At 44.7% G+C, this 19,963-nt stretch carries 22 protein-coding genes; 19 read left to right on the top strand and 3 right to left on the bottom strand.

Going from position 1 to position 19,963, the window contains the following annotated elements; translation table 11 throughout:
* The first annotated feature begins 44 nt into the window (after window positions 1-44).
* From LQ567_RS05080 to LQ567_RS05025, 12 genes are all read left to right on the top strand, one after another.
* Window positions 45-509: a heme-binding domain-containing protein gene (locus LQ567_RS05080; RefSeq protein ID WP_231003028.1), complete on the top strand. Its 465-nt coding sequence runs from the start codon at window positions 45-47 to the stop codon at window positions 507-509.
* 63 nt (window positions 510-572) lie between these two features.
* Entirely contained in the window at window positions 573-3,083 is a 2,511-nt protein-coding gene (locus tag LQ567_RS05075) for a cation-translocating P-type ATPase (RefSeq protein ID WP_231003027.1), read from the top strand.
* Window positions 3,084-3,148: 65 nt separating this feature from the next.
* Window positions 3,149-3,772: a Crp/Fnr family transcriptional regulator gene (locus tag LQ567_RS05070; protein WP_231003026.1), complete on the top strand. Its 624-nt coding sequence runs from the start codon at window positions 3,149-3,151 to the stop codon at window positions 3,770-3,772.
* Between the two features lie 54 nt (window positions 3,773-3,826).
* Window positions 3,827-4,627 (top strand): sulfite exporter TauE/SafE family protein, encoded by an 801-nt coding sequence (locus LQ567_RS05065; RefSeq protein ID WP_231003025.1) that lies wholly within the window; start codon window positions 3,827-3,829, stop codon window positions 4,625-4,627.
* Window positions 4,628-4,744: 117 nt separating this feature from the next.
* The gene (locus LQ567_RS05060; protein WP_231003024.1) at window positions 4,745-6,157 is read left to right on the top strand and encodes an MBL fold metallo-hydrolase; all 1,413 of its coding nucleotides are present in this window, start codon (window positions 4,745-4,747) and stop codon (window positions 6,155-6,157) included.
* A 226-nt stretch (window positions 6,158-6,383) separates the two neighbouring features.
* Window positions 6,384-6,701 (top strand): rhodanese-like domain-containing protein, encoded by a 318-nt coding sequence (locus tag LQ567_RS05055; RefSeq protein ID WP_231003023.1) that lies wholly within the window; start codon window positions 6,384-6,386, stop codon window positions 6,699-6,701.
* Window positions 6,702-6,707: 6 nt separating this feature from the next.
* Window positions 6,708-6,917 (top strand): YgaP family membrane protein, encoded by a 210-nt coding sequence (locus LQ567_RS05050; RefSeq protein WP_231003022.1) that lies wholly within the window; start codon window positions 6,708-6,710, stop codon window positions 6,915-6,917.
* Window positions 6,914-7,147, top strand: coding sequence for a hypothetical protein (locus tag LQ567_RS05045; protein ID WP_231003021.1), 234 nt, complete (start codon window positions 6,914-6,916; stop codon window positions 7,145-7,147). Before LQ567_RS05050 ends, LQ567_RS05045 begins: the two co-directional genes overlap by 4 nt.
* Window positions 7,119-7,355 (top strand): DUF6132 family protein, encoded by a 237-nt coding sequence (locus LQ567_RS05040; RefSeq protein ID WP_231003020.1) that lies wholly within the window; start codon window positions 7,119-7,121, stop codon window positions 7,353-7,355. Before LQ567_RS05045 ends, LQ567_RS05040 begins: the two co-directional genes overlap by 29 nt.
* Window positions 7,333-7,626 (top strand): thioredoxin, encoded by a 294-nt coding sequence (gene trxA / locus LQ567_RS05035; protein ID WP_231003019.1) that lies wholly within the window; start codon window positions 7,333-7,335, stop codon window positions 7,624-7,626. The genes LQ567_RS05040 and trxA overlap by 23 nt, the downstream gene beginning before the upstream one ends.
* Window positions 7,627-7,632: 6 nt before the next feature.
* Window positions 7,633-8,196, top strand: coding sequence for a YeeE/YedE family protein (locus LQ567_RS05030; RefSeq protein ID WP_231003018.1), 564 nt, complete (start codon window positions 7,633-7,635; stop codon window positions 8,194-8,196).
* 18 nt (window positions 8,197-8,214) lie between these two features.
* Window positions 8,215-8,739 carry a DUF6691 family protein gene (locus LQ567_RS05025; protein WP_231003017.1) on the top strand — a complete coding sequence of 175 codons (525 nt, stop codon included), beginning with the start codon at window positions 8,215-8,217 and terminating at the stop codon, window positions 8,737-8,739.
* Between the two features lie 64 nt (window positions 8,740-8,803).
* Here the strand turns inward: LQ567_RS05025 and LQ567_RS05020 are convergent, their stop codons facing one another.
* Complete coding sequence (locus tag LQ567_RS05020) at window positions 8,804-11,155, bottom strand: phosphoketolase family protein (protein WP_231003016.1); 2,352 nt, start codon at window positions 11,153-11,155, stop codon at window positions 8,804-8,806.
* A gap of 34 nt (window positions 11,156-11,189) precedes the next feature.
* On the bottom strand, window positions 11,190-12,365 hold the full coding sequence (locus LQ567_RS05015; protein WP_231003015.1) for an acetate/propionate family kinase: 1,176 nt from the start codon (window positions 12,363-12,365) through the stop codon (window positions 11,190-11,192).
* A gap of 2,200 nt (window positions 12,366-14,565) precedes the next feature.
* Between LQ567_RS05015 and LQ567_RS05010 the strand changes: the two genes are divergently transcribed.
* The 7 genes from LQ567_RS05010 to LQ567_RS04980 all read left to right on the top strand — a co-directional run bounded on the left by LQ567_RS05010 (window position 14,566) and on the right by LQ567_RS04980 (window position 18,910).
* Window positions 14,566-15,618, top strand: coding sequence for a fatty acid desaturase family protein (locus tag LQ567_RS05010; protein ID WP_231003014.1), 1,053 nt, complete (start codon window positions 14,566-14,568; stop codon window positions 15,616-15,618).
* A 144-nt stretch (window positions 15,619-15,762) separates the two neighbouring features.
* The gene (locus LQ567_RS05005; protein ID WP_231003013.1) at window positions 15,763-16,323 is read left to right on the top strand and encodes a helix-turn-helix domain-containing protein; all 561 of its coding nucleotides are present in this window, start codon (window positions 15,763-15,765) and stop codon (window positions 16,321-16,323) included.
* 97 nt (window positions 16,324-16,420) lie between these two features.
* Entirely contained in the window at window positions 16,421-16,642 is a 222-nt protein-coding gene (locus LQ567_RS05000; RefSeq protein WP_231003012.1) for a hypothetical protein, read from the top strand.
* Between the two features lie 297 nt (window positions 16,643-16,939).
* Window positions 16,940-17,671 carry an acyl-CoA desaturase gene (locus LQ567_RS04995; protein ID WP_231003011.1) on the top strand — a complete coding sequence of 244 codons (732 nt, stop codon included), beginning with the start codon at window positions 16,940-16,942 and terminating at the stop codon, window positions 17,669-17,671.
* A gap of 61 nt (window positions 17,672-17,732) precedes the next feature.
* Window positions 17,733-17,963, top strand: coding sequence for a hypothetical protein (locus LQ567_RS04990; RefSeq protein WP_231003010.1), 231 nt, complete (start codon window positions 17,733-17,735; stop codon window positions 17,961-17,963).
* Window positions 17,964-18,126: 163 nt separating this feature from the next.
* Window positions 18,127-18,405, top strand: coding sequence for a hypothetical protein (locus tag LQ567_RS04985; RefSeq protein ID WP_231003009.1), 279 nt, complete (start codon window positions 18,127-18,129; stop codon window positions 18,403-18,405).
* 238 nt (window positions 18,406-18,643) lie between these two features.
* Window positions 18,644-18,910: an RNA recognition motif domain-containing protein gene (locus tag LQ567_RS04980; RefSeq protein WP_231003008.1), complete on the top strand. Its 267-nt coding sequence runs from the start codon at window positions 18,644-18,646 to the stop codon at window positions 18,908-18,910.
* A 427-nt stretch (window positions 18,911-19,337) separates the two neighbouring features.
* Here LQ567_RS04980 and LQ567_RS04975 read toward each other — a convergent pair whose 3' ends face one another.
* Window positions 19,338-19,721, bottom strand: coding sequence for a response regulator transcription factor (locus tag LQ567_RS04975; RefSeq protein WP_231003007.1), 384 nt, complete (start codon window positions 19,719-19,721; stop codon window positions 19,338-19,340).
* Window positions 19,722-19,963 lie beyond the last annotated feature (242 nt).

Genomic DNA, 19,963 nt, shown 5'->3' with positions numbered 1-19,963 from the left:
GTTCTTGTGACCCGGTAATGCATAAATACATTAAATTTAATATAATGAAAAGGAAATCTGTTTTTAAAAAAGTGATCGTCGCTCTACTGGTGTTGCTGGTGATCATTCAGTTTTTTGGTGCAGAGAAGAACAGCAGCGCTGTTACTGCGGAAAATGCCATTGAGCAACATTACACGGTACCGCCACCTATACAAACGTTGCTTAGAACGGGGTGTTATGACTGTCATTCCAATAATACCGTATACCCATGGTACAGCAGGATACAGCCGGTAGCGTGGTGGCTTGCCAGCCATATCCGTTCCGGGAAAAAACATTTGAATTTTGATGAATTTAATACCTATCCTGCTAAGAAAAAGTTACGTAAACTGGATGAGGTGGCGGAAACCGTTAATAAAGGTGAAATGCCTCTCCCTTCTTATACACTGATACATCGCAATGCTCAATTATCGGATGCCGATAGAAAGGAGATCGAATCCTGGGTAAAGGAGGTTAAAAAACAAATTCAATAAGGTGATTATCCGGTAGAATAAAATAATGATAATACCGGCACCCGCAATAACAAAGAAATGCTGATGAGCTATACAATTCCTGATTATTTGAAGGGGCTAAACGAAAGCGAAATCGTTGCTTCGAGAAAACGGTATGGTTACAACCAAATGCGGGGGGTGCATAAAAGCAGTGGGCTTGAATTATTGATCGGCATACTGAAAGAGCCCATGCTGATCCTGCTTTTTGCCATTTCGGTAATTTATGTGCTGACGGGGGATTACGGAGAAGCCGCATTTATGTTCCTGGCGATCATTGCCGTGTCGGCCATTTCCTTTTATCAGGACAATCGCAGCAAAAAGGCATTGGAGGCCTTGGAAAAATTAAATGAGCCCATGAGCGTGGTGATCCGGGATTCAAAAGTGGTACAGGTGCCCACGCATGAAATAGCCGTAGGGGATCTCTGCATTACGGAAGAAGGGAAAATGATCAATGCGGACGGGCGGATTGTGCACAGTAACGATTTTTCGGTAAACGAGGCATCGCTTACAGGGGAAAGTTTGCCTGTATTCAAAAGCGCCGGTACAAAGGATAACGAAGTGTTTAGCGGAACGATTGTGGTTTCGGGCTTAGCCATCTTTAAAGTAGAAAAAATAGGGAATGAAACCCGCATCGGTAACATTGGCACTTCGATCGCCGCAATTAAAGAAGAAATATCCCCGCTGCAGCTGCAGATCCGGAAATTTGTGAAAATGATGGCGATGATCGGCATTGTGATTTTCCTGATGGTTTGTGCATTCAGCTATTACCATACCCGCAACTTTATTGAAAGCCTGCTCAGCGGTCTTACGCTGGCCATGTCCGTGCTTCCTGAGGAGATCCCCGTGGCATTTACCACTTTTATGGCGCTGGGTGCCTGGAAGCTGATGCGGGAGGGCATTATCATCAAACGAAGCGCCCTTGTGGAAACACTGGGGAGTACAACGGTGATTTGTACAGACAAAACCGGAACGATTACGGAGAATAGTATGGAACTGAAGTACCTGTATGATTACCCGTTGGACAAAACATTTAATGAAGGCGCATTTGACGATGCCAGGCTGGCAACGCTGATCGGCTATGCGATGTGGAGCAGTGAGCCCGTTCCGTTTGACCCGATGGAAAAAACGCTGCACCGGGTATATGAACACACACAGCAACCGGATTTACGTAAAACATATAAACTCTTTCACGAGTATCCGTTGGACGGAACGCCGCCTATGATGACCCATCTTTTTGAGAATGCCAGTAAAGAACGGATCATAGCAGCCAAAGGCGCACCGGAGGCCATTATTGCAGTTTCCCGGCTTTCAGCGGAAGCAACACGCAAGATACGAACGGTTGTCGAAGGGTTTGGACGGGAGGGGTACCGGGTACTGGGTGTTGCCCGGTCAGATTTTAAGGGAAACGACTTTCCGGAAAAACAGCAGGAATTTAATTTTGAATTTATCGGGCTGGTTGTATTTTATGACCCCCCTAAAAAAGGCATCAACGAAGTGTTCCGCCATATTTATGATGCAGGGATAAAAGTAAAAGTAATTACAGGCGATCATATCAATACCACCAGAAGTATTGCTTCGCAGGCCGGAATCAGTGGCACAGCGGCGGCAGTAGAAGGAAAAGAGATCACCGGATATACAGAGGATGAGCTGATACGGGCAGCCGAAGAAAAGGTGTTATTTACCCGTATGTTCCCGGAAGCAAAGCTGTCTGTGGTAAACGCGCTGAAAAAGAAAGGCGAGGTGGTTGCAATGCTGGGAGATGGCGTCAATGATGGTCCGGCCCTTAAAGCGGCACATATCGGTGTAGCCATGGGCAGCAAGGGAACGGAAATAGCGAAAGCCGCAGCCGCACTGGTCATTACAAATGATGATCTGGGAAAACTGGTTACCGGCATCGCCGCAGGGAGACGGATCTATTCCAATATCAAAAAGGCGATCCGGTATATTATTTCCATCCATATTCCGATCATCCTTACGGTATCCCTGCCCTTGTTCCTGGGCTGGGTATTCCCGCAGATCTTTACGCCCGTTCACGTGATTTTCCTGGAGCTGGTAATGGGGCCTACCTGTTCTATTGTTTATGAAAATGAACCGATGGAGAGAAATATGATGCAATTGCCTCCAAGAGTGATGACAGACACTTTTCTGAACCGGAAAGAACTGGCCATCAGTATCATTCAGGGACTGGTTATTACGGCGGGTGTGCTGTTAATTTACCAGCTAAGTGTACGGAGCGGCAATGATGAGGCAAAAACAAGGGCTATGGTCTTCAGTACGCTGATCCTGGCCAATATCCTGTTAAGCCTGGTGAACCGTTCGTTCTTTTACAGTATGTTTGAAAGCTTTAAAAATAGGAACCCGCTTTTTTTGATCCTGCATGGAGCCACATTGGTGCTTCTTTTTGGAATATTATATATCCGCCCGCTTTCCGGTTTTTTCAGGGTTACCGGTTTGAGCCTGTCTGAATGGAGCGCTGTTCTGCTGGTGGCTATGTTGGCTGTACTGTGGTTCGAGTTTTATAAGTGGGTAAAGAGAAACGGGGAACGCCGTTTGTAAAAAAGTTCCGGATGAGGGCTCAACAGCTGTATTCATAAAGTCTATGTATTTTTATATTCATTTTTATGGAATTACTTGAACAGATCGTAGAATTTAAATCTTCCCCGGAATTGATCGGGGAATTGTATAAATATGGGATCCAAAAGCATTACAAAGCAGGCACGGTGATCCTGAATGAAAATGCTTCTGTACGGTCAATCCCGATCGTTACAAAGGGGACGCTCAAAGTGATCCGGACCGAAGAAGACGGCAGGGAGATCCTGCTGTATTATATCAGGGCCGGTGAAAGCTGCATCATGTCCTTTTTGGGCGGGCTGCATAACGAAACCAGCAAGGTGCGGGCAGAAGCCGAAGAAGATGTAGAGATCCTCTTCCTGCCGATAGAAAAAGTTTCCCTGTTCATTAAAGCATATCCGCAGTGGCTGGATTATATCTTCCGCCTGTACCATAAACGTTTTGAAGAATTACTGGAAGTAGTAAACGCGATTGCTTTTAAAAAAGTGGATGAGCGGTTACTGGTATTGCTTCAGAAAAAAAAGGAGCTGACCGGCAACAAAATCTTACACGTGACCCATGAGCAGCTGGCCAATGAACTGGGTACCGCCCGTGTAGTAGTTTCCCGGCTTTTAAAACAATTGGAGGAAACCGGTGCGGTTCAGCTGGGCCGAAACAAAATCACGCTTGTGTAACCAAAGTAGCTGTACAGGTTTTGGAATTGTTGCAGATTTGCTGCATCAATTTCAATGACAATGATTATCGCAGGTTATCTGGCATCGGTTCTTATCGGGATTTCTTTGGGACTCATCGGCGGCGGTGGCAGCATTCTTACCGTTCCGGTGTTGGTATACCTGTTTGGGATCGACCCGGTGTCGGCTACTGCAGATTCACTTTTTATTGTGGGCATTACCAGTGCCGTGGGTTCGGTGACGTACTTCAAAAAAAGACTGGTGCATGTACGTACGGCGATCGTTTTTGGCATTCCGTCCATCGGTGCCGTTTTTTTAACAAGAGCCTATATCCTTCCTTTTATCCCCGAAACAGTGTTCAGCATCGCGGATATGGAAGTTACCAAAGGCATATTGTTAATGTTGCTTTTCGCAGTGCTCATGCTGCTGGCTTCATACAACATGATAAAAGGGAAGCGGAAGCCTGCAGGATCCCATGTGTTAGGCCCGCAGGTCCATTACCTGCCATTGATGATGCAGGGCGCTTTTATCGGGCTCATTACCGGATTGGTAGGTGCCGGTGGTGGTTTTCTGATCATTCCTGCGTTGGTAAACCTGCAAAAACTACCGGTAAAAACCGCCATCGGTACATCGCTGGTCATCATCTCGGTTAATTCATTATTGGGCTTTTTGTTTTCTTTAAACCATAATCCGGTGCAATGGGGACTGTTGGCGGGTATTGCTTTTATTGCAGTAGCCGGTATCCTGATCGGCAGCTATTTGTCGGGAAAAGTAAATGGGACGCTCTTAAAACCTGCTTTTGGCTGGTTTGTGCTGGTAATGGGTGTTTATATCCTGGTTAAAGAAATTACCAGGTAGCCAACATGAAAGCGGCATTAAAATTTGCCTGGCCTGTGTAACAAAAGTAGCTGTATAAGATCCATCATTGAAAGAAATTTGCAGTATCAAAAACAATAGCATTAAAAATAAAGTAGTATGTTTTTTCAACACATTTACGACCAAAGTCTGGCGCAGGGCAGTTACCTGATCGGGTGCCAGGCAACCGGAGAGGCCATGGTAATAGACGCCAAAAGGGATACCGATGTATACCTGGAACTGGCGGCAGCAAACGGTCTGCGCATCACGCATATTGCCGAAACACATATTCATGCCGACTTTCTTTGCGGATCCAGGGAGCTTGCAGCTGTGACAGGAGCGGCCATGTACCTTTCGGATGAGGGCGGTGAAGACTGGCAGTACCGGTTCCCGCACCATGGACTGAAAGACGGCGACCGGATCAGGGTAGGCAACCTGAGTTTTGAAGTAATGCACACACCGGGGCATACACCAGAAAGCATCAGTTTCCTGCTGACGGACCATCCGGCTACAGATAAACCGGTTATGCTGTTTACCGGTGATTTTGTATTTGTAGGAGATGTGGGCCGTCCCGATCTGTTGGAAAAAGCTGCAGGAATCATGGGTACAAAAGAAGCAGGCGCGCGGCAGCTGTTTCAGTCGCTCAAAAAATTTTCCGCGCTTCCAGACTATGTACAGGTATGGTCGGCACATGGCGCCGGTTCGGCCTGCGGGAAGGCCTTGGGTGCGGTACACAGCAGTACGGTAGGTTATGAAAAGATTCGCAACTGGGCATTTCAATATGAAGCAGATGAGCCGGCATTTACGGAGTATCTTCTATCAGGTCAACCCGAGCCGCCCGCCTATTTTGCAATGATGAAACGGCTGAACAAGGAACCACGTCCCTTGCTGATAGCGGTTCCGCAGCATACCCGGTTATCCAAAGCGCAATTCATTGCGGCTTACAATAAAGGCATCCGGGTGATTGACACCCGCAATAAAGCAGATTTTGCAAAAGGGTTTATCCCCGGAAGTCTGAACATTCAGGGAAATAATTCTTTTTCCACCTGGTGTGGCTGGGTGCTGAATTACCAGGAGCAGTTCATGCTTATTGCGGATGAATATCAAATGGAGGAGCTGACCCGTAAGCTGATGCGCATTGGCCTGGATAATATTTACGGCTACATTTCAGATATAGAAGATCTGGAACTGGAATTGCAGACGGTGGATCTTATTTCCTTCGACATTTTTAAAGCAGCCGTTGGCAATGCGGATGTACAGATCGTGGATGTGCGGGGCGCGGCTGAATATGAAGCGGGACATGTGGCAGGTGCTTCCCATGTTTTTGTGGGAACGCTTGAAAAAAACCTGGATAAGATCCGTAAGGACAAACCGGTAATCATTCATTGCCAGGCCGGTGACCGCTCAACCATTGCCTATTCCATACTTGCAAAAAACGGGTTTAAAAATATAAAGAATTTCCCGGGCGGAATGAAAGAATGGCTGAACGCCGGAGGTAATGTCGTTCAGACTGCATCAAAAGTCGCCTTATAGCGTATTGTCGTTCTGAACCTGTTTCAGCTTCTATGTGGATCGTTTCGATAGACCCTGAATCAGGAACAGACCCTGAGATAAATGCAGGGCGACATGCTTCAGGATGACCGTAAGCGTATTTTGTCATCGCCGTATCGATTTTGCAATGTAAATGAAAAACCCGGCAAGACACAATAACGGCTTTTGATAGAGTCTGACCGCAGGATAACATTTAAAATAAAGAATTATGGGACTTTTTTCGTCGTTGTTTGGAAAAAAAGAGACAACTCAATTAACCGCAGCAATAGCGGAGGGGGCCTTCCTCGTGGATGTACGCACCCCTGAAGAATTTGCAGCAGGCAGTGTAAAGGGCGCGGTGAATATTCCCCTGGACCAGCTAGGGGGAAGGTTAGCAGCATTCCGGAACAAGAATATCATTGTATTGTTCTGCAGAAGTGGAGGCCGCAGCAGTGTGGCAAAACGGATATTGGCACAAAATGGTTTTGATAAAGTGATCAATGGCGGCAGCTGGCAACAGGTAAACAGGATACGGTCTCAAAAATAATTACGCATGAAAAAGAATATGGGCACAACCGACAAAGTGCTGCGCCTGCTTGTGGCAGTGGTCATTATGGGCGCCTTTCTGTTAAATCGGATCTCGGGTACAACCGCAGCGCTCCTGGTTATACTGGCCGGTATCTTCCTGCTTACTGCCGTTACAGGCGTTTGCCCGCTTTACCGGTTATTCGGTATTAACACTATAAAAAAAAGAAAAACATGAAAAGATACGCAGCAAATTGGAACGGGATACGTTTATTGCGGTTAGGGGCCGGCCTGTTGATCATATTGGCAGCGCTCCAGACAAAAGAATGGTTGCTGATGACCGGTGGTGTGGTGGTGGCCTTAATGGCGCTACTGAATGCACGTTGCTGTGGCAGTTCCACCTGTAACAGACCTGTCCGGAAAAATGATAAACAGACCAATGCCATCAGCTATGAAGAAGTTCGCTAAAAGTCACCTGTTGGTGCTGGCTGGTATGGTCGCAGGAGCCATTGCAGGTTATTGTTACTGGAAATTCATCGGCTGCAGTTCAGGCAGCTGCGTGATCAGTTCAAAACCGCTGAACAGTGCGATCTACGGCGCGGTTATGGGCGGACTTTTATTTTCAATATTTAAAAAGAAGGAGGAATCATCACATGACATTCAAGGAAATGATTAACGGCGACAAGCCGGTGCTGGTAGATTTTTTTGCAACCTGGTGCGGCCCTTGTAAAAAGATGGCGCCGGTACTGGAAACATTGAAGCAACGCATTGGAGACCGTGCACGCATTATTAAAATTGATGTGGATAAAAGCCCGCAGGCCGCCGCTGCCTTTCAGGTTCAGGGGGTGCCTACCTTTATCCTGTTTAAGGACGGAGCGGTACGGTGGCGTCAGTCCGGTGTATTACCAGCAGGTGAGCTGGAGCGATTGATCAACGAAAATCAATAGTCCAACATGATCGAGTTAATAAAACATCCCTGGCCCTGGTATGTGGCTGGTCCGCTGATTGGCCTGACCATTCCGGTACTGTTGCTGGCAGGTAATAAGTCTTTTGGTATCAGTTCTTCACTGCGGCATATTTGCGCATCCTGTGTACCTGGTAAAATCCCGTTCTTTCAATATGATTGGAGAAAAGAAGCCTGGAATCTTTTTTTTGTATTGGGCATCTTTTTGGGCGGTACCATGGCCCTGTACCTGTTATCGGTACCCCATTCTATGGAAGTGCATCCTGAGCTTGTACGTGAGCTGGCCGGTTATGGCATTGCAGGTACGGAGCACCCTGTACCCGGAGCCCTTATCAGCTGGTCATCGCTGTTTACGCTAAGAGGATTTATAGTAATGGTGGGCGGCGGCTTTTTAGTAGGTTTTGGAGCAAGGTACGCCGGCGGTTGCACCAGCGGGCATGCCATCATGGGCTTATCGAACCGGCAATGGCCCTCCTTAATGGCCACTATTTTCTTTATGGCAGGCGGCTTCATTATGGCAAACCTCATCCTGCCATTTATTTTAAAACTTTAAGTAAAAACGAATTGGTGTATGCAAGATCAGCAGCAATATCAAATGCAGCAGGCGCCTGTAACCGATAAGGATCCGGGAATGCGCTCGCTGGATGCGATCTGTATCAATGAAAGCCGGCTGAGGCACAAATGGTACCACAACTTTAAATACCTGGCTGTCGGGATGCTGTTTGGTGTCATCCTGGTAAAGGCCGAAGTGGTCAGCTGGTTCCGTATCCAGGAGATGTTCCGGTTGCAGTCGTTCCATATGTATGGCATCATCGGGAGTGCAGTAATCACGGGTATGCTTTCGGTATGGCTGATTAAAAAGTTTAACGTGAAGACCATTTATGGTGAACCGGTGAAGCTTTCCTCCAAGACCTTCAATAAAGGGCAGATTTATGGCGGGCTGATCTTCGGTTTGGGATGGGCCATGACCGGCGCCTGCCCCGGGCCGCTTTTTGCACAGATCGGAACCGGGGGCGGCGTGGTGGTAGTTACGCTTTTGAGTGCTGTAGCAGGCACCTGGGTTTATGGCTGGCTAAGAAGGAAACTGCCGCATTAGCAAACCCGATACACTGTTGCCGGTAATGGCGGGAATCAGAAAAAAAGCCACCCTGAAGCTGACCTCAATACGGCCATTTCCAGTTCTTAATTTCAGGAAGATCGTCAAAATAAGTACTGATATATGCGTTGTGTGCCTCCAGTTTTTGGGTGCAATATGCATTGAAGGGGTCGCTTTTACCAGCCATACAGGGCGCGCGCTTTACCGCTTCCATGGCTAGCTGGTACCTGCTTATATTATTCAGTACGGTCATGTCAAACGGGGTAGTGGTAGTTCCTTCTTCCATATAGCCCCGTACGTGGAACCTTGAAGGATCGGGACGCCCGTGCACCAGGTCGTGGATAATGCGAACATAACCGTGAAAGGCAAAAACCACATCGGTATCGTTTGTAAAGATTTCGGTGAATTGTTCATTACTTAAACCATGCGGGTGATAGTGCTCCGGAGATAATGCCATAAGATCCACCACATTTACCAGCCGTACTTTTAGTTCGGGTAATTGCTCGCGCAGGATGGCAACGGCCGCCACGGCTTCCAGCGTGGGCACGTCACCGGCACAGGCAAGGATTACATCAGGATGTGTGTCTGCAGCATTGCCCGCCCATTCCCAAACAGAAGCGCCACGTGCGCAATGTTCAACAGCTTCTTCAATCGTAAGCCATTGCAGTTCGGGCTGCTTCCCGGCAACTACCAAATTGGCATAGTCCTTACTGGAAAAGCAATGATGCATTACGGCTAAAAGGGTATTGGCGTCGGGCGGGAGATAAATACGGGTGACATTGCTTTTTTTATTGATCACCGTATCAATGAACCCGGGACCCTGGTGGCTATATCCATTGTGATCCTGCCGCCAGGAATGCGATGTGAGCAGGTAATTGAGTGAAGCTACCGGTTTGCGCCAAGGCAGTTCCTTACTGGTTTTTATCCATTTTGCATACTGGCTGAACATCGAGTCGATAATGGTGATAAAGGCTTCGTAACAGGAGAACAGGCCATGCCTTCCTGTTAAAAGATAGCCTTCCAGCCAGCCTTCACAAAGATGCTCACTTAATACTTCCATTACCCGGCCGTCCGGTGAAAGATGGTCGTCCGTATGCTGCCGTTCTTCAAGAAAGCAGCGTGTTGTTTTTTCAAAAACGGCCTGTAGCCGGTTGGAAGCTGTTTCGTCCGGACAGAACAGCCTGAAATTCCGATTGTCTTCGTTCAACTCAAAAACATCCCGCAGGTAGTTGCCGAAATTCCGGGTGCTTTCTGCTTCAACAGTGCCCGGATGGGCAACGTTCACGGCATATTTTTTGAAATCCGGAAGCTTCAATTCCTTAAGCACCCTGCCGCCGTTGGAGCGCGCAAGCATGCCCATTCTTTTATCTCCGCGGGGCGCAAGATCCTGAAGTTCCGGAAGCAGGCTGCCGTTTTCATCAAAGAGCGTTTCCGGAGCATAGCTGCGCATCCACGCTTCCATGAGCCGCAGCTGGTCCGGATCCGTTTTTACCGCGGTTAGCGGCACCTGGTGCGATCGGAAAGAGTTTTCGATTGGTTGATGATGCCATTCCTTTGGCCCCGTCCAGCCCTTGGGTGAGCGCAGGATGATCAGGGGCCAGCCTTTGATAATGGGCGCATTGGCGGTGCGGGCTTGTTGCTGCAACGCACTGATCCTTGCATAGGCTTTATCAAGCGCTGCGGCCATGGCACGGTGCATGGGCAGGGGATCGCTGCCTTCCACAAAGAGCACTTCATATCCGTGCCCCGTAAACAGGGCTTCCAGTTCGGCATCGGTTTTCCGGGCCAGAACGGTTGGACTGGCGATCTTATACCCGTTCAAATGCAGGATGGGTAACACGGCCCCGTCGCGTACCGGGTTCAGAAAACTTAATGATTTCCAGCTGCCCTCCAGGGGCGCGGTTTCCGCTTCGCCATCGCCCACCACACAGGCAACAAGAAGATCGGGGTTGTCAAACGCCGCACCAAAAGCATGCACCAGTGCATATCCCAATTCACCGCCTTCGTGTATGGAGCCCGGTGTATGGGCACTTACATGACTGGGAATACCCCCGGGCGTTGAAAACTGCCTGAATAATTTTTTCATTCCTTTTTCATTCATGGAAACCTCCGGGTATATTTCCGTATAGCTTCCCTCAAGATACGTATTGGCCACAATAGCGGGAGCGCCGTGCCCGGGGCCGCATATGTAAAGGATGTTGGCATCTGTTTCTTTAATCAGTCGGTTCAGGTGCGCGTAAATAAAACTTAACCCCGGTGAAGTGCCCCAGTGCCCCAGCAGCCGGGGCTTGATGTGCGCGGCTTCCAAAGGCGTACGCAGCAACGGGTTGTTCTGCAAATAAATTTGCCCGGCTGAAAGGTAGTTGGCGGCCTGCCAGTACCGGTGTATGTTCTGTAATTGTTCAGGGGTTATCATAACGGAATCAGTTTTTTAAAAATAAAAATTAGGATCAGGAAAAGCGAAGCATATGGTGAGCGATCATAAAGGCCTCATCGGTTTTGATCACCCGTACCTTTACTGTGGAGGCTGCTGAAGAAATCAGCATACTGCTGCGGTTATGCTGTGCGTCGATCTTTATACCCAGGTATTGGAGGCCATCGCATACCCTGCTCCGGATAACGGCGGCATGTTCCCCGATGCCCCCGGTAAATACAAGGGTATCGATGCCGTTTAATGCCGCCGCCATGGCCCCCGTCATCTTTCTTATGCTGTAACAGAACAGCTCCAGGGCTTCAGCTACCGGAAGGTGTTCCGGCTCCAGTTTAAGCAGCGTTTCCATGTCTGCACTCATGCCGGATACGCCTTTCAGGCCCGATTCATGACTTAGCAGGTGATCCAGCTCCGACGGGGATAGTTGCTTTTGCTGTAAAAGGTATAGGAGTACGCCCGGGTCTATATCGCCGCATCTCGTACCCATCATTAAGCCCCCGATCGGGGTCATCCCCATCGTAGTGTCAACTGATCGCCCCTGGTGAACAGCGGCCAGGCTGGCGCCATTGCCCAGGTGGGCAATAATGATTTTTCCGTTGGCTTCATCCGCGTGCTCCTGCTGCAGGTGATACATAACGTACTCGTACGACAGACCATGAAACCCGTATTTTTGCACCCCTTCCGCGCGCAAGGCCCTGGGTAGCGGATAGTATTTTGCGTACGCCGGCATTGAGCTGTGGAAGAAAGTGTCAAAACAGGCAATGTGCCGGATTTCCGGAAAGGTCTCCATAAATATCCGGATGACCTCCAATTCATCCGGTATATGGGTAGATGCCAGTGATTGTATCGAACCGAGGTATTCCAGAAAAGCAGCATCGATGCGTTCCGGCCGGCGATGGGCAGCACCTCCCTGAACGATCCTGTAACCGATAGCGTTTACGGGTACTTTATCAGATAATATCCATTGTGTAAAGAGCCGGGCGGCTTCGGCAAGGCTGTTGCAATGCGCGCTGGTATTTTTTAAAACCTGACCCTTTTCTGCGGTTACCAGAAACAGGCAGTCATCGCTGCCGATGTGCTGTATACTTCCGTTCAATACCAGTCCTAAATCTGTGGTAACTTTGAAGATATTGATTTTCAAACTGGAAGAACCTGCATTTACGGTTAACAGATATTGATCTTCGGTGTGTGCCATATTTTGTACCGCTTTTTGATGAGCTGTTTTAAGACGAATCCACTGCATTCCCGCTACAAAGAGAGGCGAAAACTTATGATCTCAGAATGATCACTGTCATCGGGTTGTATGTGTTAAATCATAAATCGGGCTGCATTACAATCCTAATTTAGCATAAAATCGATCATAAAAGCAGTTTAGCAATGGAAATCTTGTTGCGGCAGCTAATTTTTCCGATGTCAAGCCATGCGGTAGTCTCCGCCGCGGCTATGTGGATTATCAAAACGCGCCTGGTCATTTTAATGTGATCGGCTTTGCCTGCTACGTCGGATGTTGTGAAACTACTACCGAAGAAGTGGATAAATAAATGAGCGATTTGTTTTCAAAAACGAACGCAAGGATAAATAATAAAATGGAAGTGAAGATATGTTATGGCCATTAGCGGAATCATTATGATCGTAAACAATTCAACGACTAATTCACTAACCGTATTAATGCATACTACACCAAATAATTTGTACTATTCCTTTCCTTTTGGCTAAACATAAATACAATTGCAAAAGTAATTTGTCACGGGCATCTGCTTAATATCAGTCAGATCCTGCTCAATAGATTGTATGCTGCAAGAAGAGGCTGCACTGCGGAAGATATTGCTTGATAAAAAATACCAATGCAAACTTTTTCGATTCTCCTAACTTTGGCAAACAGGAGATACTCAATGAAATCGGATCGAATCGGGACATTACATGTAATTTAATTACGCAACATTGCAGCCAAATTGAATGAAAGTTGCTTTAAATGTAGCCTATAATATCTTTCCTATGTAAATAAATGGCTTCGAGTCCTCAAATAGGCTTACCTTGATGTATGAAAAAGATTTTTTCAGTACAAAATGTACTTCTCTTTTTTTTGATCCTCGACATTATATGGATGATTGCTTTAATGATTTTTGCGGCAATAAAACTGAACTGGACCTAAAAGCACAGATGAGAACCGGATCATTCAGCAAAGATCGTATGCATCATAAGTTCCTGTTTATGTGTAATCTAATTATTATGTTCCCCCCGGGCTAAAGCCCGCAGGCCATCACGGAACTTTATCGATTCCATAGGGTTGTTACTTTGTCTTTCAATTATTTTAGGATCTGTGCACAACGTTTGAATTCCGGTGGCGTTATAAGCACTTCGCTCACTATTTTATTTTTTCGGTGTTTGACTCCAAATAGTCTACCTTCACTAATAGCAAAGGGGCACAAGCCGATTAATTTCATTGTTGCTGTTCCCTGTCTCTTTCTTCTTTTGTTCACGCAGTTTAACCAAAATCAATTATAAATAACGGTCCTGATAACAGAGATGGAGGAGTCGACAGTTTTCTTCATTCCTTCACGTGATTCGATAACTATTAATTAAGTGCCATGTATTTTTAAAAAGCAATATTGAGCTCGTATGCGCTTTGGCTAGATCAAAGAAACACATACTGTTGCGAATAATCGTTGAACAAGATTATGCGGGAGCACTATATTATTATAAACATCCTTCCCTTTCGGGGGGAAGGATGGGTATTTCGCCGTTATGTCACCCACCTTCAAGAAAAAGATATTTATTATGACATCCGAACAAACAGGCAGGCATACAAAAACAAAACATACCTGTATTCGAGATATGGTTTAAAAGGCGTTCTTCAATCAAAGGACCATTTATATAAAGCTGCAATACATTCGTATTTTTCTGGAAAATAAAAATTAATGACTTGCCGGCGGGTTCCGCTGGCAATTTATAACAGGAAAGCTGTAGTTGGATCTTTGATGAAAATATCCTTTAAAAAAGATCTGCATCTTATCTTATACTATTAGGGTCAACTATTTATAGAAAACCGATGCCGCAAATATGGTAGTTAGTCACATCACTTTTTTAATTGATTGTAAATAACTGCAGCCGATAATGGCAATTCTTTAACGTTGTCAAACTCCGTAAATATCAATAATACCGGTTTAAATGGGTATCTTACAAAAATATTTAGCTATATATTTAAATATCTGCCTGAAACAGAGCAGACTTACAATTTCCTCCACATAACGCAAAAGTGCGAAATTCAATTCAGCTGCTAAACTTCCCGCCAACGGCGAACAATGACAGGTGTACGAATAAACCCGGTGTGTGTGTGTGTGTAAATTAAAGGCACCCTCGATACGTTGGGCGGCCAACACAATAAAAATTTACGAATGAAAATTTTATCCGCTTTAACGGATCCCGTTTATACCAATAAAGGTCATTTTAGCCGCTACGAAAGTTTCTGGCTCCGCTTTATGAATGACAAACGGGATCTTCCCTTTATGTATCTGCTTACCCGGATTCATATTTTCATATTGCCGGTAGCGCTGCTGCTTTTTACACCTATGTTAAAAGGGTGGACGTGGTGGCTGGTAGCTGTTGTTTATTTTTACTTTTCTCAGTTTTATTTTAAAGGCCGCTTCGGGTTAATGTTCCATTGCCTGTGCCACAGGAAAATGTTCAAGCCCCGTCATCAGCAAAAAATTCATGGATACATCAGCTGGATCATTTGCCCGCTGTTCGGGCACACCCCAGAAAGTTATTTCAGCCACCATATGGGAATGCATCATGTTGAAAACAATAACGAAGAAGACTCCAGCAGTACCATGCATTACCAAAGGGATAGCCTTAAAAGCTTTTTATCCTACTTTTTTAATTTTCTGTTTTTAGGAGTGATGCAAACTTTTCAGTATTTATATAACCGTAAAAGGAAAAAAATGTACACCATGCTAACCGTTGGAGAATGGTCATATATTGTTTTTTGTATAATACTCTGTTTTGTTAATCTGAAGGCCACATTAATGGTATGTGTTTTTCCGTTGCTATTTGCTCGGTTTGTGATGATGCTGGGGAACTGGACACAGCATTCGTTTATAGACGGAAGCAATCCTGAAAATATTTATACAAATTCAATTAATTGCATTAACACGCCCTATAATCATACCTGCTGGAATGACGGATATCATATCATACATCATTTAAGACCAGGGATGCATTATACAGACATGCCGCGGGAATTTTTAAAACGACAGGATGAGCTTGCACGCCAGAAGGCCATTGTATTTGACGGCATTCACTATCTCCATATTTTTTATTATTTAATGACCCGGCAATATAATAAACTGGCCAGTAATCTGGTTAATATCAATAATGCGTTTGAAAGCAGAGAACAGGCCATTTGCGTGATGAGGGAACGCACACGGAGGATCCCGGGCAAAATCTGATCCGAACCGGCCATTGTTCCCTAAAAGTGGATTCGGTTAACTCCTATCAGAATCAGGCAGGGTTAATAACTCCGCAACGTGCGAGTACCCATACATGAAGAAACCGGCCAGAAAGTAAATTCTTACCAGGGTAAATCATATGTAATGAGGATATATATAAAATATATGGTAAGCCTTCGATGCAAAATGGTAGTACAGGAAGAGTTGAAAAAACTGGGCATTCAGCACGGCGCTGTAGATCTTGGTGTAGTTGATCTCCGGGAAATAATTACTGAAAGCCAGCGCCATATGCTTGGAATAAACCTTCTTCGGTATGGCCTGGAATTATTGGACGACAAGAAGAGCATCCTCATTGAGAAAATAAAAAACGTTGTAACGGAAATGATTCATCATGCGGACGAATTACCTAAAGTAAACTATTCCGATTATATAAGTAAACAGTTAGGGTATAGCTATACTTATCTTTCCAACACTTTTTCAGAGGTGAAGGGCATCAATCTGCAGCAATTTATCATTATGCATAAAATTGAAAAAGTAAAGGAATTATTATTATATGATGAACTGAACCTGACTGAAATTTCTTACAGACTTAATTACAGCAGTGCAGCACATTTATCTAACCAGTTTAAAAAAATCACAGGACTAACTCCTTCTTTTTATAGGCAGTTGAAGTTAAGGCGAAAGCAGAACCTCGAAAACCTGTGATATTTGTAAGTTTAATACATGCATGTGTAGTAATAATCGCTTCAAAAGCCCAGACCTTTGTTTTGTAACAAATTCGTTACAATTTAAATAAAATGTCATGTACACAGGTAAAATTACAAGCAATGAAAATTTTAAAATGATAGGAGATTGGACCAGTCAGTCAAAGATACTTAAAGAAAGATATCCGCTTTTAGCGGATGCCGATTTGAAATTTGAAAAAGGAAAAGAGAATGATTTGCTCGCCAGGGTAGGAACCCGGCTCAACAAAAAAAGAGACGAGGTTGTGAATATTCTTAAGAAAGTACAACCCAGCGCCTAACCCGTTCATCTGTTTTATATACCAGTAAAGAAAATCCATCTTATTGAAAGCCCGGGGCAGAAAGGAATATTCTGCCCTTTTGTTATAAGCTATAATAGCTATTGGAGATAAGAAGATCCATCGCTCGTCGATGCTGTTATTGTATTCTATTTGATAATATGACTAAAAGGTTGTATCTTTAGCCGGTTACAGATACAGCGAAACATCCCGCGGGTTCCCGCTCCCTTTTCCTTCTCATTTAAAAGCGGCTCCTTTTCATACCGTTTTCTGCATTCCTGTCTTACGCATCATATTATTATGGCGATTTTGATTTTTTTTATAGCGTTGTGGTATCTTTCGCTATTCAGTCAGACTTTTTTTCAGCACCGGTATGCTGCGCATGGTTCCTTTACGATGAGCAGGTTTTGGGAACGCTTCTTTTTCCTGTTTTCCTACCTGACTCAGGGATCTTCTTACATGAGCGCGCGCGCTTATGCTATTATGCACCGGATGCATCATGCCTATACAGACACGGAAAAAGACCCTCACTCGCCTGCATTTTCTTCCAATATGTTTAGTATGATGTGGCGTACTAAAAAGATATATTCAGCGATCGTACACCATCGATATCCTGTAGAGGAACGATTTGAAAAGAATTTACCCCAATGGCACGGTTTTGATCGCTGGGCAAATTCCCCACTATCGCGTATGCTTTGGGTGGTAATCTATATTTCATTTTTTTTGATTTTTTCTTCTTCGTTTTGGTGGTGGCTATTACTGCCTGTTGTTATTACGATGGGAGCTTTTCATGGGGCTTTGGTTAATTGGTTTGCACATAAATACGGATATATAAACTTTAGACTCAGGAATACATCGCGTAATTTGTTGATGGTGGATCTGTTGATGCTGGGAGAATCGTATCATAACAATCATCATAAACATCCGTCTTCTGCAAATTTTGGCAACCGCTGGCACGAGGTAGATCCGGTATACCCGGTTGTCCTGATATTAAAATGGCTGCGTATCATACGTTTCACAAAAAAGCAGTAATGATTTAAGAGAACATATTTTTTCTGTTGGGTTTCTTTACTATAATTTAAAAACAACTTTTATGTCCAAAGATCAATTTAATACGGTTAGCAAACTGAATATCCGGGGTGGAGGTAAAGAAATTGTATCAACGAATGTCTGTTTCACCGGAAACGCTATTGCATTATTGAACGCTTATGCAGCAACCGGCACTGCGATACATTTAGACGATTGGGATGGCTATAATGAATTAAGAGGCGGATCGCTCTACTATATTGTTACCGATATTAAAAAAGCGGTTCTCTCAGTTTAAATCTTTTTTCAAGTGTTAATGAGTTTTTTCTTCGGTTGATCTGCGGGAATAGCTGTCCAGGGTTCACGCATCATCAAGAAAGCGTTATTGACCTCGGTAATGAAATATCTCTTTCCAGTTCCTACTACTATCATTGTTTTTTTTACCGGATAAATTGTTTGACATGATCAGCAAAAAAGTTTCGGCGGCACAGGTGCCATTATTACAGAAAGGAACTATTATAAAGCGGTTCCCATCCAACGGAGTTCCTGAAGAGCAATTTGATGAGGCGCGTAAAGCGGATACGGATATATTTGAGATTTGCTCAATAAACGTTGAAAATGATATGATAGAACTTATAACACCCGGCAGGGCGCGGGGCATGTTTTCATCGCCGTGCGATGTAAGTCATTTGTTTATAAAGTCCTGTAACCTTGTAGCTCAGAATATCTGGTGGATATAGATTCAAATGACACTCCTGTTTCATGTTGTTTTTAAACCAGCTTAATGCACTTAACCTCCTAAAAAAGAAAAAATCAGCTTTCCTTTAAAAGTCTTATTTTTACAGGAATAGGCATAAATACTCCATCACTTCAAGACAAGATCAGTTAGATATCTACTACACATCAATAGCATTTATTTTCTTCGTCTGCCTTTTTGCTGTCGCATTTAGCCGCTATTTAAAAAAAAAAATTATTACAATGAACATGTATGTTTCAAACCTGGGGTTTCATGCCTCTGACGATGATTTGCGCGAACTTTTTAGCGCTTTCGGACAAGTATCTTCTGCTAAAATAATTATGGATAGAACCACTGGTAGAAGCCGGGGCTTTGGTTTTGTAGAAATGGGCTCGGTTTCAGATGCAACACTTGCAATGAAAGAGCTGGATGGCAAGGATGTAGATGGCAGAAGAATTGCCGTTTCAGCCGCAAAAGAAAGGGAAGAACGGTCTAATAGAAAATGGTAATGAATGTTCGAAGGGGTCGAGAAGCCCCTTCTTTTTTTAGTATAGCTATTGTCTGGGCGCTCAGCGCCATATTTTGCTTTTTATCAGCGATACATATGGTGCATTTCCAAAACAAGGTTCTGTAATCATTCATACCAGGAATAAAAGAGCGGCTTGTTTGGGCAGGTCGTCCAGCCACATAAGATTTTATACAGGCGATGATGGTCAGGCGCTTTATTGCCCTACCGGTTTGACCTCCGGAACGGCCGGATTAGTTGACAACTCATTATATGAAAGTTTGCTGACGTGGAAAATGTGGAATCTTCGCTTTAACTGTACCAGGCAAATTGCTTTTTCCCAATCTCTGGTAAATGCTTAAAAAGCGCTTAACCGGCACTTGTTATTTGAGCATCCTGTGGTGATACATTCCGGTCTGGCATTTTTTAATTTACAGCCGGGCCATCTGGAAGAGTAATAAACCAAGTGAATAAAGGCAGGCGCTCACCGTTGATTTTAACGTGTGGATATTAAACGGCTTGGCGATAAAATGATCTGCATGTGAATTGGGTGGCTGCTCCAAGGCGGACATCAAAATTATTTTAATTTTATTAGTGCCCAAAGTGCTTTTTATTTGATTACATAGATCACTTCCGTTTCCGTCAGGCAGCATTATATCTAATATAATCAAATCGGGAATTGTCCTGTCAATTTCTTTTTTCCCTTCGGCAATAGTTGTGCAGACAGTTAAATCATAGGAATCTGCCGACAAGATATACTCAAGTAAATCACAGATATCGCTATCGTCCTCTATCAGTAAAATTTGCTTTTCCATTATTGGATCGATATAAAGATAGTGCAAACTTTGTTCCTAAGATTTACGGAGCGCTATCGAAAATTGATCTGATATCTTTTTGCTCCTTGCCTTATTATTCTGCCATGACGTTCAACAATTTCTCTGCTGATAGATAATCCAGTCCAAATCCCGCTATCGGGTATTCTGAGTCAGCAGCCGTATAGAATTGAGTAAAGTTTTCCCCAGATGTTCCAGATCGACCCCTATTTCTCCACCCCACG

This window comes from Niabella pedocola (assembly GCF_021044425.1).
In the GTDB taxonomy this organism is placed as follows: domain Bacteria; phylum Bacteroidota; class Bacteroidia; order Chitinophagales; family Chitinophagaceae; genus Niabella; species Niabella pedocola.
The sequence above is the reverse complement of the archived record's forward strand: the minus strand, read 5'-3'. Positions and strand labels throughout refer to the sequence as shown.

Bases quoted from the DNA above. Each gene is read 5' to 3' on its own strand.
- LQ567_RS05025 (WP_231003017.1), top strand. From the start codon at position 8,215: ATGCAAGATCAGCAGCAATATCAAATGCAGCAGGCGCCTGTAACCGAT.
- LQ567_RS05010 (WP_231003014.1), top strand. From the start codon at position 14,566: ATGAAAATTTTATCCGCTTTAACGGATCCCGTTTATACCAATAAAGGT.
- LQ567_RS05065 (WP_231003025.1), top strand. From the start codon at position 3,827: ATGACAATGATTATCGCAGGTTATCTGGCATCGGTTCTTATCGGGATT.
- LQ567_RS05030 (WP_231003018.1), top strand. From the start codon at position 7,633: ATGATCGAGTTAATAAAACATCCCTGGCCCTGGTATGTGGCTGGTCCG.
- LQ567_RS05005 (WP_231003013.1), top strand. From the start codon at position 15,763: ATGAGGATATATATAAAATATATGGTAAGCCTTCGATGCAAAATGGTA.
- LQ567_RS04980 (WP_231003008.1), top strand. From the start codon at position 18,644: ATGAACATGTATGTTTCAAACCTGGGGTTTCATGCCTCTGACGATGAT.
- LQ567_RS05075 (WP_231003027.1), top strand. From the start codon at position 573: ATGAGCTATACAATTCCTGATTATTTGAAGGGGCTAAACGAAAGCGAA.
- LQ567_RS04985 (WP_231003009.1), top strand. From the start codon at position 18,127: ATGATCAGCAAAAAAGTTTCGGCGGCACAGGTGCCATTATTACAGAAA.
- LQ567_RS05000 (WP_231003012.1), top strand. From the start codon at position 16,421: ATGTACACAGGTAAAATTACAAGCAATGAAAATTTTAAAATGATAGGA.
- LQ567_RS04990 (WP_231003010.1), top strand. From the start codon at position 17,733: ATGTCCAAAGATCAATTTAATACGGTTAGCAAACTGAATATCCGGGGT.
- LQ567_RS05080 (WP_231003028.1), top strand. From the start codon at position 45: ATGAAAAGGAAATCTGTTTTTAAAAAAGTGATCGTCGCTCTACTGGTG.
- LQ567_RS04975 (WP_231003007.1), bottom strand. From the start codon at position 19,721: ATGGAAAAGCAAATTTTACTGATAGAGGACGATAGCGATATCTGTGAT.
- LQ567_RS05050 (WP_231003022.1), top strand. From the start codon at position 6,708: ATGAAAAAGAATATGGGCACAACCGACAAAGTGCTGCGCCTGCTTGTG.
- LQ567_RS05055 (WP_231003023.1), top strand. From the start codon at position 6,384: ATGGGACTTTTTTCGTCGTTGTTTGGAAAAAAAGAGACAACTCAATTA.
- trxA (WP_231003019.1), top strand. From the start codon at position 7,333: ATGACATTCAAGGAAATGATTAACGGCGACAAGCCGGTGCTGGTAGAT.
- LQ567_RS05020 (WP_231003016.1), bottom strand. From the start codon at position 11,155: ATGATAACCCCTGAACAATTACAGAACATACACCGGTACTGGCAGGCC.
- LQ567_RS05060 (WP_231003024.1), top strand. From the start codon at position 4,745: ATGTTTTTTCAACACATTTACGACCAAAGTCTGGCGCAGGGCAGTTAC.
- LQ567_RS05045 (WP_231003021.1), top strand. From the start codon at position 6,914: ATGAAAAGATACGCAGCAAATTGGAACGGGATACGTTTATTGCGGTTA.
- LQ567_RS05070 (WP_231003026.1), top strand. From the start codon at position 3,149: ATGGAATTACTTGAACAGATCGTAGAATTTAAATCTTCCCCGGAATTG.
- LQ567_RS04995 (WP_231003011.1), top strand. From the start codon at position 16,940: ATGGCGATTTTGATTTTTTTTATAGCGTTGTGGTATCTTTCGCTATTC.
- LQ567_RS05015 (WP_231003015.1), bottom strand. From the start codon at position 12,365: ATGGCACACACCGAAGATCAATATCTGTTAACCGTAAATGCAGGTTCT.
- LQ567_RS05040 (WP_231003020.1), top strand. From the start codon at position 7,119: ATGCCATCAGCTATGAAGAAGTTCGCTAAAAGTCACCTGTTGGTGCTG.